This is a genomic window from Pseudoxanthomonas sp., assembly GCF_035999195.1.
In the GTDB taxonomy this organism is placed as follows: domain Bacteria; phylum Pseudomonadota; class Gammaproteobacteria; order Xanthomonadales; family Xanthomonadaceae; genus Pseudoxanthomonas_A.
Genome location: NZ_DASYGY010000009.1, coordinates 1045064 through 1061640, shown reverse-complemented (window position 1 = coordinate 1061640; position 16577 = coordinate 1045064). Strand labels below are relative to the sequence as shown.

Sequence of the window (16577 nt, the reverse complement as noted above, 5' to 3'; positions counted from 1 at the left end):
TGTGTCGAAGGTCATGCCCTTGGGGGCGCCAGCGGCCATACTGGGCGCCACAGCGAGGAGGACGTCCATGCAGGTCCATTTCCACGGTGCGGCCGGCGAAGTCACCGGCTCCATGCATCTCGTCGAGGCTGCCGGCAAACGCATCCTGCTGGACTGCGGGCTGATCCAGGGCGGTCGCGAAGCCGAGGCGCGCAACGCCGAGCCATTCCCGTTCGACCCCGCCACGCTGGATGCGGTGGTGCTCAGCCACGCGCACATCGACCACGTCGGACGCGTGCCGCTGCTGGTCAAGCGCGGTTTCCGCGGTCCCATCCACACCCAGGGCGCCAGCGCGGAGCTGCTTCCCATCATGCTGCTGGACACCGCCTCGCTGTCCGAATCCGAGGCCGAACGCGCCAATCGCCATCGCCGCCGGGGCGAGCCGGAGGCGCAGCCGCTGTTCTCGGACGAGGACGTGCACGCCACGCTGAAACAGGTGCGCCCGCTGCCGTACGACGAACGCACCACCATCCTGCCCGGCGTGGACATCGCCCTGCGCGACGCCGGCCACATCCTGGGCTCGGCCATCGTCGAGCTGTGGGCGGACGGCCGCAAGCTGGTGTTCTCGGGCGACCTGGGCCCGAAAGGCACGCCGATCCTGCGCGACCCGTCGGTGGTGCAGCAGGCCGACCTGCTGCTGATGGAATCGACCTACGGCGACCGCAACCACCGCGACCGCCCGGAGACGATCCGCGAGTTGGGCGCCATCTTCGAGCACGCCTGGCGCGACCGCGGCAACGTGCTGATCCCGGCCTTCGCCGTGGGCCGCACGCAGGAACTTCTGTACTGGTTCGCGCGCCACTGGGACGACTGGAAACTGTCGCGCTGGCGGATCTTCCTGGACAGTCCGATGGCGGCGAAGGTCGTCGCCGTCTATGGCCGCCACCACGGCCTGTTCGACGAGGACGCGCGCCGCGTGTGGGCGCAATCGCCCAACCCGTTCCGCCCGCCCAACCTGCACATCGCCGAGTCGCTGCAGCAGTCGATGGCGATCAACCAGATCGAGAACGGCGCGATCATCATCGCCGGTTCCGGCATGGCCAACGGCGGACGCATCCAGCACCACCTGCGGTACAACCTGGGCCGTCGCAATGCGCACGTCGTGTTCGTCGGCTACCAGGCCGAGGGCACGCTGGGCCGGCGGCTGGTGGACGGCGCGTCGTGGGTGCACATCCACGGTCGCGACTACCGCGTCAATGCACAGCGGCACACCGTCGGCGGCCTGTCGGCGCATACCGACCAGCAGGGCCTGCTGGCGTGGTACGGCAACTTCCAGCCGGCTCCGCCACTGGTGCTGGTGCACGGCGAGGACCGCGCGCGCGAAGCGCTGGCGGGCGAGATCGGCGAGCGCCACGGCGTGCCTGTGGATCTGGCAAGGCCGGGGATGGTGGTCGACGTCTAGGACGCGCCGCGCGCGTCACGCCCGGTGGGGAGAGACCTCGACCGGGTCCTGTTCGCCGGTATGGCTGAAGCTGCGGTTGCGGCCGGCCTGCTTGGCCCGGTACAGCGCGGCGTCGGCACGGTCGAAAACGTCCTCCGGCCCCGCCTCGTCGCCGGGCAGGTAGGTGTGGATGCCGACGCTGGCGGTGAACGGCGGCGGCGTGCTGGCGGTCGCGCCGTGCGGTTTGCGCCCATGCTGGGCGAGGTCCACGTGGATGGTCGTGGCGATGGTCGCCGCGGCCTGCGCGGAGGTTTCCGGCAGCAGCACCGCGAATTCGTCGCCGCCCAGGCGGGCGACCAGGTCGCGCGGACGCCGCGCGCGGCTGCGCAGGATGCGGCCCAGCGTCTTCAGTGCCGCATCGCCGGCCGCATGGCCCTTGCTGTCGTTGAGCTGCTTGAAGTGGTCGATGTCCATCACCAGCAGCGACAGCGGCTGGCCGCTGCGGCGGGCGATGCGCAGTTCCTGCTCGAGCGCGTGGTCGAAGCGGGTGCGGTTGGCCAGCCCGGTCAGCGCGTCCGACTGCGCCTGCCGGTGCGTGCGCCGCAGCAGCCGGTAGACCCACAGCGACGCGCCCAAGGCCAGCACCAGCAGCGCCGGTACCGGCGAGCACCACAGATGCGCGTAGCGCAGCAGCAGGACCGACAGGATCAGCGCGCCGGCCATCGTCAGCACCGTCGGACGCCAGATCCGGCGCAGACCGGGCAGCAGGGAGAGCACCAGCGGCAGCGCCGAGAGCGTCGCCGCCAGCGCCGCCTGCCAGCCTTCGGACATGGGCGTGATGGCCGCGTCCTTCGCCAGCATGTTCAGCAGGTTGGCCTGGTAATCGGTCCCGCTCATGCTCGCGGTCGGCGGTTGTCCGGGCGCACGGGCCAGCGGCCCCATGCCGGTGGCGCTGACGCCGACCACGATCCAGTTGCCGCGCAGCAGCGAGGCCGGAATGCGCTGGTTGAGGACGTCGGTGTACGAGACGTGGCGGAACGCGTTCGGCGGCGAGGTGAACGGCACGCGCACCTCGTGGTCGCGTACCCAGTCGTAGGGCGAGGCGGGCTCCAGGCCGGTCATCACCAGGCGGCGGCCGGGCAGATCGTCCTGGCTGCCGGGCGGCTGGTCCAGTTGCAGAAGGGCCAGCGCCAGGGCAGGCCAGTGGGGAGAACCCAGTCCGGCGCGCAGGTAGGCGTTGCGGGCCACGCCATCGTCATCCAGCGCCATTTCCGCGTGGCCCAGCGAAGCGGCGGACGCGGCGAACTCGGGAATCGGCATCAGCTCGACCGTCGAGCTGTTGAGCTGCACCGGCTCGGCCAGCACCGGCAGGACCACCCGGCCGCTGCGGCTGATGGCGCGGGCCAGCAATGCATCGCCTTCCGGATCGAACAGCGCGGGCTCGGACAGCAGGATGTTGAAGGCGATGCCCTTCACGTCGGTCAGCCGCAGACGGTCGACCAGTTGCGCGTGCGTGCGGCGCGACCACGGCCAGCGTCCCAGTTCGGCCAGGCTCTTCTGGTCGATGTCGACCACCACGATGCGGGGGTCGGGATCGGGCGCGGCACCGAGCACCAGCCGGTCGTAGACCCAGGCGTCGATCGGCGCGGTCGCACCGGACAGCGTCACCAGGATCGCCAGCGCAGCCGCGCCCACCGCCGTCAGCAGGCGGGGTTTCCACTTGGGCGTGGGCGCGGGGCTGTTCACAGGGCCAGCAGTATGAGCAATGCGCCGGCTCCGGCGCCAACCTTGCACCAGCGGCACGGGACGTCGATCTTCTGCGGCGCCGGGAACGGTCCCTCGAAGCCATCCACGTCGATGGTCTGCGCGCGCAGGTACCAGGTGCCCGAACGCAGGCGGGGCAGGGTGATCTCGGCGCTGTCGACGATCCGGTCGACCTGCGGCCTGTCGAAGTCCGGCGTGCGCGACATCTGGAAGCGGTAGCGCTGGCCCGGCTGGCCCGCGGGCCAGCGGAACGTCACCTCGCGGGTGTCGCCGGTGGCGGCCGATCCGTCGATCTCGGTGACCTCGGCGAGCGGCCGCACGGTGAACGGCACGCGGTCGCCGTAGGGACCGGTCTTGCCGGTGCCGTCCACGCTGCGGATGCGCCAGGCATAGTCGCCGGGCGGCAGCGTGGCGGGCAGGCGGGCGGTGGTGTCCTCGACACGGGCGCCGGCCACGGGCGCGCCGTCGCCGGGCGCGCTGACCTCGTACTCATAGGCGACGGCGCCCGGCGCCTGGGTCCAGCCCAGCACGACCTCCGGTGTGCGCACGACGCTGCCGGCGGTGGGGGCGATCGAATACGGCGGCGCCGGCTGGTCGTCGATGCGCAGCTCGATGACGGCATCGCGTCCTTCCAGTCCATTGGCGGCGATCGCACGGACGCGGACGAAGTAGGTGCCGGCCTCCAGCGCCGGCAGCGTGTAGCGGGGCGCATCGCTCTCCGCATCCACCCGCAGGCTGTCGAAGCTGGGCTGCGTGCCGACCTGGATGCGGTACTGCGCCGCGCCTTCGACGGCGGGCCAGGCCAGGTCGGGGCGGGCGCTCTGCGACAGCGACGGGATGCGCGACAGGTCGGGCGCCGGCAGCAGCGGCAACGGCGCCACGGCGGCCTGGCCCGCGGCGACCACGGCCCCGAAGCCGGGCCGCAGCAGCGTGCCGCGCTGGCGGGGCGCGTTCACCGCCACGCGCCCTTCCAGCACTTCCGTCTGCGAGTAGGTTTCGCCCGCTTCCACCCGGAACGTCGTGCCGCGCACGGCGGACGAGGCCGTCGGCGTCTCGACGATGAAGTTGGCCGCCGGGCCGCGCAGCCGGCGCACGTCGTTGCCGATCCTGCCGCGCTGCAGGCGCAGCCGGGTATCGGCCATGCCGGAGCGCCCGAAGCGGGTCAGGCGATCGAGACGCAGCTCGCTGTCGCCGAGCAGTTGCAGGCGCGAGCCATCGGCGAACTGCAGGCTGAGCGAGGCGTCGGGCGATGTCTTCAGGCTCGCGCCCGTGCCCAGCGACATGCCGCGCGTCACCGACGACTCCCGGCCGGCCGGCGTGCGCGCCACCGCCTGCCCCTGCAGCGCGATCACCCGGGCGGTCGCAGGCTGCCGGTCCAGCCACTGCAACGGGATGCGCAGCGTGCTGCCGGGCGGGAGCTGGTACGGGTTGGCGATGCGGTTGTGTTCCTGCAGGCGTTGCCAGGGGATCGAGGGCTTGAGGTAAGCGCCGGTCACGTCCCACAGGGTGTCGCCCGGCCGGACCCGGTAGATCCACTCCTGCGCCTGCGCCGACCACGATGCCACCAGCAGCATCGCCAGCGCCCAGCACTGCCATTTCCTTCCCTGGATCGTCCGCTTCCGCATCGCCCGTCCTGCCCCCCCGATCAGACAAAGTGTTGATTCGGTCACAATTATAAGCGGCTCCGGGGGCCTTGCTGGCCGGTGACGTCCGTTTTTGTCGTCATCTCCACCCGGCCGTAGGCGCGCTTACGGACGCGTCGCCCAAGGCATCGACGATGCCGGGCCTGCGCCGCCGGGGCGGTACCCGGCGGCCCGGCGCGCGACCTCAGTCGAGGGCTGCCTCGGCACGCAGCTGCCGCTCGCGTTCCTGCCCCAGATAGCGGCGGATGGCGTGCCGCATCAGGTACAGCAGCGGGATCAGCGCGATGGCGGCCAGCATCTTGTAGGCGTAGTTGACCGTGCTGACCGCGAGGAACAGCGAGGTCGGCCACTTCTGCGGCCCCAGCACGAAGGCGATGTAGATCACCACGAAACTGTCCACGAGCTGCGAGACCGCCGTCGAGCCGGTCGCGCGCAGCCACACCCACCGCTCGCCGGTGGCGTTACGGATGCGGTGGAACACGGAGACGTCGATCAGCTGGCCCACCAGGAACGCCACCACCGAGCCGGCGATGGTCCACATGCCCTGGCCGAAGATGGCGGCGAAGGCCTTCTGGTAATCCGGCACGCCCTGCGCCTGCGCCGCCTCCACCCACCAGTCGGCCGGTGCCAGCGCGATGGCGGCGAACGCGAACAGGAAGCCATAGACGATCAACGCCACCGCCAGCCACGAGATGAAGCGCACGCCGCGCTTGCCGAAGAACTCGTTGATGGTGTCGGTCAGCACGAACACGAACGGCCACAGCAGCGTGCCGGCGGTGAAGCTGAGCGAGCCGGTCTGGCCGAACAGGTTCCATTCCAGCGGCGCGATGCCCAGCGTGTCTTCCAGCGCGAAGATCTTGACGCCGATGAACTCGGCCAGCACCGCGTTGGCGCAGAACACCGCCGCCAGCACGATGAACAGGCGGACCGCGCGGTCATCCAGGGTGCCCGGCGCGTGCATGGCTCAGCGGTCTCCGGCGCGGGTGAACGGCATGGTCTCCGGCGCGACGGCGCCGCCGGAAATGATGAAGCTCATGGCCTGGTCCACCGTCCAGTCGGTCGGTGTGAGCAGTTCGACCGGCACGATCTCCAGATAACCCGAGGTGGGGTTGGGCGTGGTGGGCACGTAGACGGCGGCCAGCTCGCGGCCGCTGCCTTCCTCGCGGATCACCCGCGTCACCAGGCCGACCGACTTCATCTCGCGGTGCGGGAAGTCGATCAGCACCACGCGCTGCGTGCTGCCGGGCTTGGTCTCCAGCATGTCCAGCAGCTTGCGCGCGCTGGTGTAGATGACGTTCGCCAGCGGCACGCGCGCGATCAGCGCCTCGAACCAGCGCAGCAACCGCTGCCCGACCACGCGCCGGGTCAGTGCGCCGACGGCGACGATGACGAACAGCGTGGCGACCATGGCGATAGTGTTCTGCACCCACAGACCGCTGAACCAGCCCAGCGATTGCGGGAACGTGGCCGCGATCTGGTGCGACAGCGGCTCGACCCACGGCTTGCTGATGTCGGACAGCAGCACAAAGACGAACTTGATGACGACCCAGGTCAGCCAGATCGGCAGCAGGGTCAGCAGGCCGGTGATGAAGAGCTTCTGCACCGAAACGCGGTGCGTGGAATGGTCGGGGGGCATGCCGTCATTGTAGGCCGGCGCGGTGGGTCAGCAGTAGCGCATCGACAGTGGCGCCGTACGAGCGCAGGCACCCTGATCACTCCGCCCGTCGTGCCTCGGGCTTCAGTCGCACGTAGATCTGCTTGCGCACGCGGGCGACCACTTCGTTCTGCGCGTTGAAGACGTCCGCCGGCATCCACCGCAGGTATTTCTGCCCGTTGGCGGCTTCGGCGCGGATCTCGTCCAGCACGAAGGCATCCAGACGGAACTCGGCGTGCAGCGTGCCCTTGCCGGGTTTGACGAACTCGATCTCCGCCGCCTTGTCCCAGACGTAGTAGTCGCTGCCCAGCCGCTCCTTGGCGAGGATCATCCAGAACGGATCGGTCATCGCGAACAGGCTGCCGCCGAAGTGGGTGCCCACATAGTTGCGGTTCCAGGGGCGCATGCGCAGTTCGACGCGCGCGAAGCTCCAGTCGTCGGCCATTTCGGTGACATGGATGCCGCTGAGCAGGAAAGGTGGCCAGACGTTGAAGATGTGCCGCAGGGTGCCGGGTTTCATACAGGACTGCTTGTGCTGGGTGACGGGGAAGGCTTCGCGGATCAGAACAGGAGGGAGGACATCTTCCTGCGGTACTGGCTGACCAGCGCGTCGTCTTCGATCACGCGGAAGGCATCGATCAGGCTCCTGCGCGCCAGGCCGTCCTCGAACGCGCGGTCGCGCTTGAGCATCTCCAGGAACTGCTCCAGTGCGCCTTCCGAGTCGCCCGCGACCAGGGCGTGCACGCCCAGCAGGTGGCGCGCACGCAGGTCGTCCGCGTTCGCGGCGATCGCTGCGCGAAGGGTGTCCGGCGCCGGCGCATCCTTCAGCGCGGCGGCGAAGCCGAGGCGCGCGCGCGCCTTGACCGCGCGGTCGTCGGTGGCGAGGTTGGCGGGCAGGGCATCGAGCAGGCGTTCGGCCTCGGCGGCGTCGCCGGTCTTCAGCAGGGCGAGGACCAGGTCGAGCTTCAGTTCGTCCTTGTCCGGTTCGGCGGCCACCGCTTCGCGCAGCGCGGCGACCTGCGCCTGCGGATCCAGCGGCACCTCTTCGACGGGAGCATCGGCGGCCGCGGCGGGCTGGATGCCGTGGGACGCCAGGAACTCGCGCAACTGGCCTTCCGGCAGCGCGCCGGGGAAACCGTCCACCAGTTGCCCGTCCTTGACCAGGAACACGGTGGGCACGGAGCGGATCTGGAAGGCCGCCGCGATCTGCTGTTCCTTGTCCACGTCGACCTTGGCCAGCAGGAACGCGCCGTTGTACTCGCCTGCCAGCTTCTCGAGGATCGGGCCGAGCGTCTTGCACGGACCGCACCAGGTCGCCCAGAAGTCGACCAGGACCGGCGCCTCCAGCGACTTGCGCAGGACCTCGGCCTCGAAGGTCTCGGTGGTGGCGTCGAACACGTGGGGCAGGTCGGTCATCGGGTCGCTCGTGGGGATGGGGCGTGGCGGTCAGATGGTGCCGCGGGCGGCAGGATACAAGGTGATGTCAAATTCTTTTGACATTGCCCGGGCGGGATGTCATGCTGAGTTGACATGGTGTTTACCAGGAGTGACATGGCATGCCGTGGCGCGACCACCGATGACCGGCACCCCCATCGCCAACGACATCCGCCGCCTGCGCTTCGCGCGCGGCGAAATGACCCAGCAGGCGCTGGCCGATGCCTGCGGCGTCACCCGTCAGACCATCATCGCGCTGGAGGCGGGGCGCTATGCGCCGTCGCTGGAACTGGCGTTCCGCATCGCGCGGGCGTTCGGCGTAGGGATCGAGGAGGTGTTCCGGTGGGAGGACGCATGAGCGCGGCATTGCGGTGGAGCGGGCCGGCGGCGGCCGCGATGTTCGCTGCTGTGCTGGTCGGGTTCGGCCTGGCGTTGTCCGGGTATTCGCAGGTCTGGCATCCGGTGGCCGTGTTGGGCGCGAAGGGCGTGCCGCATGCGCCGGGCTTCAACGTGCTCGGATTCGTGCTGCCCGGTGTGCTGGCGGCCACGACCGCGCTCGGCCTTCGCCGCCACCTGCCCGCCGACGCGGGCTGGCCGCTGCGCGTGGGCACGCAACTGGTCCTGCTGTCCGCGCTGGGCTTTGCCGCCATGGGGTTGCTGCCGCTGGATCCGTCCGACCTGGACAACCCGGCCAGCAGCCTGCATGCCACGGCATGGATGCTGTGGTGGGTCGCGTTCGTGCCGGGCGCGCTGCTGGTCGCGGTCGGGCTGCGCGGGCGTCCGGCCTGGCGTGTGCTGGCGCGCGCCAGTACCGCAGCGGCACTGCTGGTGCTGTTTGTCGCGCTGCTGGCGGTGGAGTTGATGCCGGCCGGTATCGCGCAGCGGTTCGGCTACGCGGTGTGGCTCGGCTGGCTGTGCATCGCTTCACGCAATCCGCGTGCGTAGAGCGGAGCTTGCTCCGCTGCGCGTGTAGACGTAAACGCCGACGACTCCCGGGGAGCCGCCGAGCAAGCTCGGCGCTACGGTCGGACGGCGCGTGCCATTCGCTGCACAGGCGCGCTGCGGCGCGTTCGTCATCGCGTCATTGGGCGGGTGCGTCGAGGCGCGGGGTCCGATACACCTTGCCGTCCTTCATCACGAAGTCGACTTCCAGCACCGCGTTGATGTCCGCAGTCGGGTCGCCCGGCATCGCCACGATGTCCGCCCGCTTGCCGACCTCGATGACGCCCTGGTCGTCCACGCCCAGCACCTCCGCGGCGCGGATGGTCGCGGACTGCAGCGCGACGTCGGCGGGAATGCCGGCTTCGACCATGTAGAGGAACTCGCGCGCGTTGTCGCCGTGCGGCCCCACGCCCATGTCGGTGCCGAAGGCGATCTTCACGCCGTTGCGGTAGGCCTTGCCGGCGGTCTCCTGGATCAGCGCACCGATGCGCTGCGCTTTCGGACGCACCACCGGCGGGAAGTAGCCGTCGATCTTCGCCTTCTCCGCCACGAAGCGGCCGGCATAGATGGTCGGCACGTACCAGGTGCCCTGCTGCTTCATCAGCCGCATGATCTCGTCGTCCATGTAGGTGCCGTGCTCGATGCTGGTCACGCCGCCGAGAATGGCGCGCTTCATGCCTTCCTTGCCGTGTGCGTGCGCGGCCACGCGGAAGCCGTAGTCGCGGGCGGTGTCGAAGATCGCCTTCACTTCGTCCACGACGAACTGCGGCGCATCGCCGGACTTCGCATAGCTCAGCACGCCGCCGGTGGCGGTGATCTTGATCACGTCGCTGCCGTCCTTGTAGCGCTGGCGCACCGCCTCGCGGGCTTCTTCCGGCGAATTGATCACGCCGTCGGTCGGGCCGGGCGGACCCAACAGGTGCGACAGGCGGTCGTTGTAGCCGTTGGTCGGATCGGCGTGGCCACCGGTGGTGGCGATCGACTTGCCGGCCGCGAAGATGCGCGGACCCTTCACCAGCCCCTGGTTGACCGCATCGCGCAGGTGCGGGGCCACTTCGCCGCCCAGGTCGCGCACGCTGGTGAAACCGGCCATCAGGGTCTTTTCCGCATAACCCACCGAGCGGAAGGCGTAGTCCACGGGGTCTAGGCGGAAGCCTTCCGAATAGCTCTGCGGACTGGATTCGCTGCCCAGGTGCACGTGCAGGTCGGTCCAGCCGGGTGTGCAGGTGCGGTCGGCCAGCACGATGGACTCGGCCTCGGCCAGCTTGGCGCGGCCGGGGATGACCTCGGCGATCTTCCCGTCCCGCACCAGCACGGTGTGCTCGCCCAGGACCTTGCCGCTGCGGGCGTCGAACAGGCGGTCGCAGTGCACCGCCAGGGTGGTGGCCGGCGTGGCGGTTTCGGCGGCATGGGCCGGCACGCCGACGGCGGCCAGGGCGAGGGCGAGCAAGGTCTTGGTCATGGAGGTCCCCGGTTTCGACCCGTCCATGCTAACCGCTGGCGTGGCGGCCCATGGTGCGCTGCGGTACCCTTGGCCGCTTTGCCGTCGCCGTTGCCGCACACCGCCATGTCCACTGTTGCCGAACCCGCTTCCTACGACCCGAAATCCGTCGAATCCCAGGCCCAGTCCTTCTGGGAGGCCCGGCGTGCCTTCGAGGTGGACGAGCAGTCGGACAAGCCGAAGTACTACTGCCTGTCGATGCTGCCGTATCCGTCGGGCGCGCTGCACATGGGCCACGTGCGCAACTACACCATCGGCGACGTGATCAGCCGCTACAAGCGCATGACCGGCCACAACGTGCTGCAGCCGATGGGCTGGGACGCCTTCGGCCTGCCGGCCGAGAACGCCGCGATCAAGAACAGGACCGCGCCGGCCAAGTGGACCTACGCCAACATCGAGCACATGCGCACCCAGCTGAAATCGCTGGGCTACGCGATCGACTGGTCGCGCGAGTTCGCCACCTGCCGCCCCGAGTACTACGTGCACGAGCAGCGCATGTTCACCCGCCTGCTGCGCAAGGGCCTGGCCTACCGCAAGAATTCGGTGGTGAACTGGGACCCGGTGGACCAGACCGTGCTGGCCAACGAGCAGGTCATCGACGGCCGCGGCTGGCGCAGCGGCGCGCTGGTGGAGAAGCGCGAGATCCCGCAGTGGTTCCTGCGCATCACCGACTACGCGCAGGAACTGCTGGACGGCCTGGACAACCTGCCGGGCTGGCCGGATGCGGTCAAGACCATGCAGCGCAACTGGATCGGTCGTTCGGAAGGCCTGGAGATCCAGTTCGTCGTGGAAGGCCAGGATCCGCTGACGGTGTTCACCACGCGCCCGGACACGCTGATGGGCGTGACCTTCGTGTCGATCGCCGGCGAGCATCCGCTGGCGCTGAAGGCGGCCGCGTCCAACCCTTCGCTGGCCGCGTTCCTGGAGGAACTGAAGCACGGCGGCGTGTCCGAGGCGGAACTGGAGACCCAGGAAAAGCGCGGCATGGACACTGGCCTGCGCGCCATCCATCCCATCACCGGCGACAAGGTGCCGGTGTGGGTGGCCAACTTCGTGCTGATGGGCTACGGCACCGGCGCGGTGATGGCCGTGCCGGGCCACGACCAGCGCGACTTCGAGTTCGCCACCAAGTACGCGTTGCCGATCCAGCAGGTCATCGCGCTGAAGTCGCCGAAGAACGACGACGAAAAGATCTACGACCCCACCACCTGGCGCGACTGGTACGGCGACAAGACGCGCGAGGACCTGGAGCTGGTCAATTCCGGCGAGTTCGATGGCCTGGACTACCGCGGTGCCTTCGAAGCCTTCGCCGAGCGCTTCGAGCGCAAGGGCCAGGGCCAGCGCCGGGTGAACTACCGCCTGCGTGACTGGGGCGTCAGCCGCCAGCGCTACTGGGGCTGCCCGATTCCGGTGATCTATTGCCAGCGCTGCGGCGCGGTGCCGGTGCCGGACTCCGACCTGCCGGTCGTGCTGCCGGAGAACGTCACCCTCGACGGCGTGAAGTCGCCGATCAAGGCCGACCCCGAATGGCGCAAGACCACGTGCCCGCAGTGCGGCGCCGACGCCGAGCGCGAGACGGACACGTTCGATACGTTCATGGAATCGAGCTGGTACTACGCGCGCTACACCTCGCCGGGCGCGAAGGACATGGTCGACAAGCGCGGCAACTACTGGCTGCCGGTCGACCAGTACATCGGCGGCATCGAGCACGCGATCCTGCACCTGATGTATTTCCGCTTCTACCACAAGCTGCTGCGCGACGCGCGCATGGTGGACAGCGACGAGCCGGCCACCAACCTGCTGACCCAGGGCATGGTGATCGCCGAGACGTTCTACCGCGACCATGCCGACGGTTCCAAGGACTGGATCAATCCGGTCGACGTGGAAGTCCAGCGCGACGAGAAGTCCCGCGTGGTCGGCGCCACGCTGAAGGCCGATGGCCAGCCAGTGAAGATCGGCCCGGTCGAGAAGATGTCGAAGTCGAAGAACAACGGGGTCGACCCGCAGTCGATGGTCGACAAGTTCGGCGCCGACACCGTGCGCCTGTTCTCCATGTTCGCCGCGCCTCCGGAGCAGTCGCTGGAGTGGAACGAAGCGGGCGTGGAAGGCATGGCGCGTTTCCTGCGCCGGCTGTGGACGCAGGTGCAGAAGCATGCCGCCGACGGCGCGGTGCCCGCGCTGGATGTCGCCTCCCTGACGGCCGAGCAGAAGGCGGTCCGCCGCAAGACCCACGAGACCATCGACAAGGTCGGCCACGACTACGGCAAGCGCCACAGCTTCAACACGGCCATCGCCGCGGTCATGGAGCTGTCGAACACGCTGGGCAAGTTCGACGACGCCAGCCCGCAGGGACGTGCGGTACGGCAGGAAGCGCTGGAGTCGGCGGTGCTGCTGCTGAACCCCATCACGCCGCATGCCAGCCACGCGCTGTGGCAGGTGCTGGGCCATGCGGAGACGCTGATCGAGGACGTGGCATTTCCGCAAGCCGATGCCGCCGCGCTGGTGCGCGATTCGGTGACGCTGGCGGTGCAGGTCAACGGCAAGCTGCGCGGCACCATCGAGGTGGCGGCCGACGCGCCGCGGGATCATGTCGAAGCGCTGGCGAAGGCCGAACCGAATACGGCGAAGTTCCTCGAGGGCCTGGCGATCCGCAAGGTCATCATGGTGCCGGGCAAGATCGTCAACATCGTCGCCGGCTGAGGCCCATGGCTTGCCCGGGCGTTCACGTCCGGTCGGGCTACGCTATTGCCGCCCATGACGGGCTCGTCCAGACTTCGCCCATGATCCGATTCCGCCTGCCCCTCCTCCTGCTCGCCCTGGTCTTCCTGGCCGGGTGCGGGTTCCACCTGCGCAACAAGATCGCCTTGCCGTCCGACTTGGGTCCGGTTCGCGTCACCGCGTCGTCCACGTCGTACAGCGCGCTGGTGACCAGCCTGTCGCGTGGCCTGCAGGCGGCCGGCGCGACCCTGGCGGCGCCGATCGGCGAAGAGGACAGCCCCCAGGCGGCCGATGCGCAGGTCGCCACGCTGCGTGTCGTCTCCGAGCGCTGGGGCGATCTGCCGATCGCGGTGGACCAGTTCGGGCGCGCGCAGGAATTCAGCCTCCGCTACGCGGTGGTGTTCGCCTTCAAGAAGGCCGACGGCACCGACCTGGTGCCGCAGCAGGTCGTGGAGCTGTCGCGCGACTACGTGTCGCCGCCGCAGGACGCCACGGGCACCACCACCGAACGCGAAGTGCTGGCCGAGGAACTGCGCCGCGAGATGGCGGCGTCGATCCTGCGCCGCATCGACGGCGTGGTGCGCTCGGGTCCGGCGCCCGCAGCCCCCTGATGGAACTCAGGCCGGAACAGCTGGCGGCGCGCGCAACCTCCGAGCCGCTGCTGCCGGTCTACCTGATCGCCGGACCTGAGACGCTGCGGGTGCTCGAAGCCGCCGATGCCGTGCGCGCCCATGCGCGTGCGCAAGGCATCGGGGAGCGCGAGGTCTTCGATGCCGACGGCCGCGATTTCGACTGGGGCCAGCTGGAGGCGAGCTTCAACGCGCCCAGCCTGTTCAGCGCCCGGCGTCTGGTCGAAGTCCGCTTGCCGGGCGGAAAGCCGGGCAAGGAGGGCGCCGAGGTGATCACCGCGTTCTGCGCCAACCCGCCCCCCGACGTGGTGCTGCTGATCACTGCAGGCGAGTGGGGCAAGGCTTACCAGGGCAAGTGGAGCGACGCGATTACCCGGGTCGGCGTGCTGGCAGTGGCCTGGGCCATCAAGCCGCACGAACTGCCCGGATGGATCGAAAGCCGTCTGCGCAGCAAGGGCCTGCGCGCCGACCGCGATGCCGTGCAACTGCTGGCCGATCGCGTGGAAGGCAACCTGCTGGCCGCGGCGCAGGAAATCGACAAGCTGGCGTTGCTCAGCGACGGACAGACGCTGGACGTCGAACGCATGGAGTCGCTGGTCGCCAATGCGGCGCGCTACGACGTGTTCCGCCTGACCGACGCCGTGTTGGCCGGGCAGGGCGCGCAGGTGTCGCGCATCCTCGCCGGGCTGCGCGCCGAAGGCGACGTGGTGGCCGGGCTGATGCCGATGATCGTCAAGGAACTGCTGCGCACCGCGACGCTGGCGCGCGTGCAGGCCAATGGCGGCAACCTGGCCGCCGAGATGAAGTCGCAAGGCATCTGGGAAGCGAAGCAGGCGCCTTTCAAGCGCGCGCTGCAGCGCCACGCCGCGCCTGCGCGCTGGGAACGCTTCGTCGCCGAGGCATCGAAGATCGACCGCATCGCCAAGGGGCGCGGCGACGGCGATGCGTGGGTGGCGCTGGAGCGGCTGTTGCTGGCCATCGCCGAGGCGAAGGCCGTACGCCTGCTGGTCGCCTGACCGGGCGATGCTGCACCTCTTCTACGGTGGCACGTTCGACCCGGTCCACAACGGGCACCTCGCTATCGCGCGCGCCGCGCACGGTGCATTCGGGGTGCCGGTCCGCCTGATGCCGGCGGCGGACCCGCCGCATCGCGCGGTTCCCGGCGCCACTGCGGCGCAGCGCGCGCACCTGCTCGACCTGGCCGTGCAGGACGAGCACGGCCTGCGGGTGGATCGACGCGAGCTGGTGCGCGCCCAGCGCGACCCGGCCGCGCGCTCGTACACGATCGACACGCTGCAGGAGCTGCGCGAGGAGCTGGGCCAGGCTGCTCCGATCGCGCTGTTGATCGGCGCCGACAGCCTGCTCGGCCTGCCCACCTGGCGGTCATGGACGGCGCTGTTCGACCTGGCGCATTTCGTCGTTGCCGACCGACCGGGCAGCGGGCTCGATGCCGGTCTCCCGCCTGTCCTGATGGGCCGGCTGGAGGGCCGTTGGACCGACCGGATCGAGGACCTGGGGCAGGCGCCGGCAGGTCGCGTGTTCCGGTTGAACCAGCCGCTCCAGCGGGAATCCGCCACCGAGATCCGCCGCCGTATCGCCGCAGGCGAGGCCTGGCGGCATCTGGTGCCACCCGCGGTCGCGGACGCCATTGCCGACGAAAGGCTTTACGCCTCACGGGCCGCCGACGCCGGTCCGCTATAATCCCGCACGAGTTCCCGGAGCCACCAAGCCTTTGTCCAGCCAAGCCCACGTCATCAAGACCCGCCTCCCCAGCCCGCCGCCGGCCCTGCCGGACCTGCTCGCCACCGTGCATGCCGCGGTGCAGGAACTGAAAGCCAAGGATGTCGTCGAGATCGACGTGCGCGGCAAGTCCAGCGTCGCCGACTACCTGGTCATCGCCTCCGGCACCTCGACCCGCCACGTGAAATCGATCGCCGACGAAGTGGTGAAGTTCGCCAAGAAGCTGGACGTGATGCCGCTGGGCGTGGAAGGCGAGCGTGAGGCCGAGTGGGTCCTGGTGGACCTGGGTGACGTCATCGTCCACGTCATGCTGCCGCGCGTGCGCGAGTTCTACGCGCTGGAACGCCTGTGGACCGTCGGCGACCAGCCGCCGGAAGACGCCGAGACTGCGGACGAATCGCGGCTCTGACCCGATTCCGTGTTCAAGCGACGGCGCCCGGGTGGCGCCGTCGTCGTTTACGGGTCCCTGCTTGTGCTCGCTATCATGCCGTCATGAAATGCCGCCTCATCGCCACCGGCGAACGTGCGCCGACTTGGGTCGCGCAGGGCTTCGCCGAGTTCCAGAAGCGCCTGTCGCACTGGCTGCCGTTCGAACTGATCGAAATCGAGCCGGGACTGCGCGGGAAGGGTCGCGACCCGCAGCGTGCGATCGAGGACGAAGGCAAGCGCGTGCTGGCGGCGTTGCCGAAGAGCGCGCACGTCGTGGCGCTGGAGGTGACCGGCAAGCCGTACTCGTCGGAGCAGTTGGCCCAGCGCCTGGAGCACTGGCGTACGCTGGGCCGCGACATCGCGCTGCTGATCGGCGGGCCCGAAGGCCATGCCCCGGATGTGCTGGCCGCCGCGCACGAAAAATGGTCGCTCAGCCCGCTGACCCTGCCGCACATGCTGGTGCGGCTGGTGGTCGCCGAGCAGGTCTACCGCGCGGCGGCGATGTTGGCGAATCATCCCTACCATCGCGCCTGAGGTGCCCGGATCTTTGTGGGAGCGACGTGAGTCGCGAACGGAAGGCGTGCGCGCCGGGGAGGGTTGAGGTCGGGAGTCAGCGACCCGCTGCGAGCTTGCCGGTGCCCTCTGGTTCGCGGTCGCGACTGACGTCGCTCCTACAGGCAACAACAGAAAAGCCCGCATTCCG

The 16577-nt window shown here is 69.5% G+C and carries 16 protein-coding genes; 9 read left to right on the top strand and 7 right to left on the bottom strand.

The window, feature by feature from the left end; all coding sequences use genetic code 11:
• The first annotated feature begins 67 nt into the window (after positions 1–67).
• Positions 68–1441 (top strand): MBL fold metallo-hydrolase, encoded by a 1374-nt coding sequence (locus VGN58_RS12025; RefSeq protein WP_327483452.1) that lies wholly within the window; start codon positions 68–70, stop codon positions 1439–1441.
• A gap of 15 nt (positions 1442–1456) precedes the next feature.
• Here VGN58_RS12025 and VGN58_RS12020 read toward each other — a convergent pair whose 3' ends face one another.
• From VGN58_RS12020 to trxA, 6 genes are all read right to left on the bottom strand, one after another.
• A complete protein-coding gene (locus VGN58_RS12020) occupies positions 1457–3166 on the bottom strand; it encodes a diguanylate cyclase domain-containing protein (RefSeq protein ID WP_327483451.1) in 1710 nt (569 codons plus the stop codon).
• Entirely contained in the window at positions 3163–4809 is a 1647-nt protein-coding gene (locus tag VGN58_RS12015; protein ID WP_327483450.1) for a FecR domain-containing protein, read from the bottom strand. Before VGN58_RS12015 ends, VGN58_RS12020 begins: the two co-directional genes overlap by 4 nt.
• Positions 4810–5011: 202 nt before the next feature.
• Complete coding sequence (locus tag VGN58_RS12010) at positions 5012–5788, bottom strand: queuosine precursor transporter (protein WP_327483449.1); 777 nt, start codon at positions 5786–5788, stop codon at positions 5012–5014.
• Positions 5789–5791: 3 nt separating this feature from the next.
• Positions 5792–6463 carry a DUF502 domain-containing protein gene (locus VGN58_RS12005; protein WP_327483448.1) on the bottom strand — a complete coding sequence of 224 codons (672 nt, stop codon included), beginning with the start codon at positions 6461–6463 and terminating at the stop codon, positions 5792–5794.
• 76 nt (positions 6464–6539) lie between these two features.
• Complete coding sequence (locus tag VGN58_RS12000; protein WP_327483447.1) at positions 6540–7001, bottom strand: DUF4442 domain-containing protein; 462 nt, start codon at positions 6999–7001, stop codon at positions 6540–6542.
• 41 nt (positions 7002–7042) lie between these two features.
• On the bottom strand, positions 7043–7897 hold the full coding sequence (gene trxA / locus VGN58_RS11995) for a thioredoxin (RefSeq protein ID WP_327483446.1): 855 nt from the start codon (positions 7895–7897) through the stop codon (positions 7043–7045).
• Between the two features lie 160 nt (positions 7898–8057).
• On the opposite strand from trxA, the gene VGN58_RS11990 reads away from it, so the two are divergent.
• Both VGN58_RS11990 and VGN58_RS11985 read left to right on the top strand, forming a co-directional pair.
• On the top strand, positions 8058–8273 hold the full coding sequence (locus VGN58_RS11990; protein WP_414710785.1) for a helix-turn-helix transcriptional regulator: 216 nt from the start codon (positions 8058–8060) through the stop codon (positions 8271–8273).
• Positions 8270–8860, top strand: a complete 591-nt coding sequence (locus tag VGN58_RS11985) for a DUF998 domain-containing protein (protein WP_327483445.1) — start codon at positions 8270–8272, stop codon at positions 8858–8860. Before VGN58_RS11990 ends, VGN58_RS11985 begins: the two co-directional genes overlap by 4 nt.
• Before the next feature lie 136 nt (positions 8861–8996).
• On the opposite strand, the gene VGN58_RS11980 is transcribed toward VGN58_RS11985, so the two are convergent.
• Entirely contained in the window at positions 8997–10319 is a 1323-nt protein-coding gene (locus VGN58_RS11980) for an amidohydrolase family protein (protein WP_327483444.1), read from the bottom strand.
• Between the two features lie 105 nt (positions 10320–10424).
• Between VGN58_RS11980 and leuS the strand changes: the two genes are divergently transcribed.
• The 6 genes from leuS to rlmH all read left to right on the top strand — a co-directional run bounded on the left by leuS (position 10425) and on the right by rlmH (position 16408).
• Positions 10425–13058, top strand: a complete 2634-nt coding sequence (gene leuS / locus VGN58_RS11975; protein ID WP_327483443.1) for a leucine--tRNA ligase — start codon at positions 10425–10427, stop codon at positions 13056–13058.
• Positions 13059–13138: 80 nt separating this feature from the next.
• On the top strand, positions 13139–13687 hold the full coding sequence (gene lptE / locus VGN58_RS11970; RefSeq protein ID WP_414710784.1) for an LPS assembly lipoprotein LptE: 549 nt from the start codon (positions 13139–13141) through the stop codon (positions 13685–13687).
• A complete protein-coding gene (gene holA, locus VGN58_RS11965; RefSeq protein ID WP_327483442.1) occupies positions 13687–14721 on the top strand; it encodes a DNA polymerase III subunit delta in 1035 nt (344 codons plus the stop codon). The genes lptE and holA overlap by 1 nt, the downstream gene beginning before the upstream one ends.
• A gap of 7 nt (positions 14722–14728) precedes the next feature.
• Positions 14729–15406 (top strand): nicotinate-nucleotide adenylyltransferase, encoded by a 678-nt coding sequence (gene nadD / locus VGN58_RS11960; protein WP_327483441.1) that lies wholly within the window; start codon positions 14729–14731, stop codon positions 15404–15406.
• 31 nt (positions 15407–15437) lie between these two features.
• The gene (rsfS, locus tag VGN58_RS11955) at positions 15438–15854 is read left to right on the top strand and encodes a ribosome silencing factor (protein WP_327483440.1); all 417 of its coding nucleotides are present in this window, start codon (positions 15438–15440) and stop codon (positions 15852–15854) included.
• 83 nt (positions 15855–15937) lie between these two features.
• Positions 15938–16408 (top strand): 23S rRNA (pseudouridine(1915)-N(3))-methyltransferase RlmH, encoded by a 471-nt coding sequence (rlmH, locus tag VGN58_RS11950; protein ID WP_327483439.1) that lies wholly within the window; start codon positions 15938–15940, stop codon positions 16406–16408.
• The last annotated feature ends 169 nt before the right edge of the window (positions 16409–16577 follow it).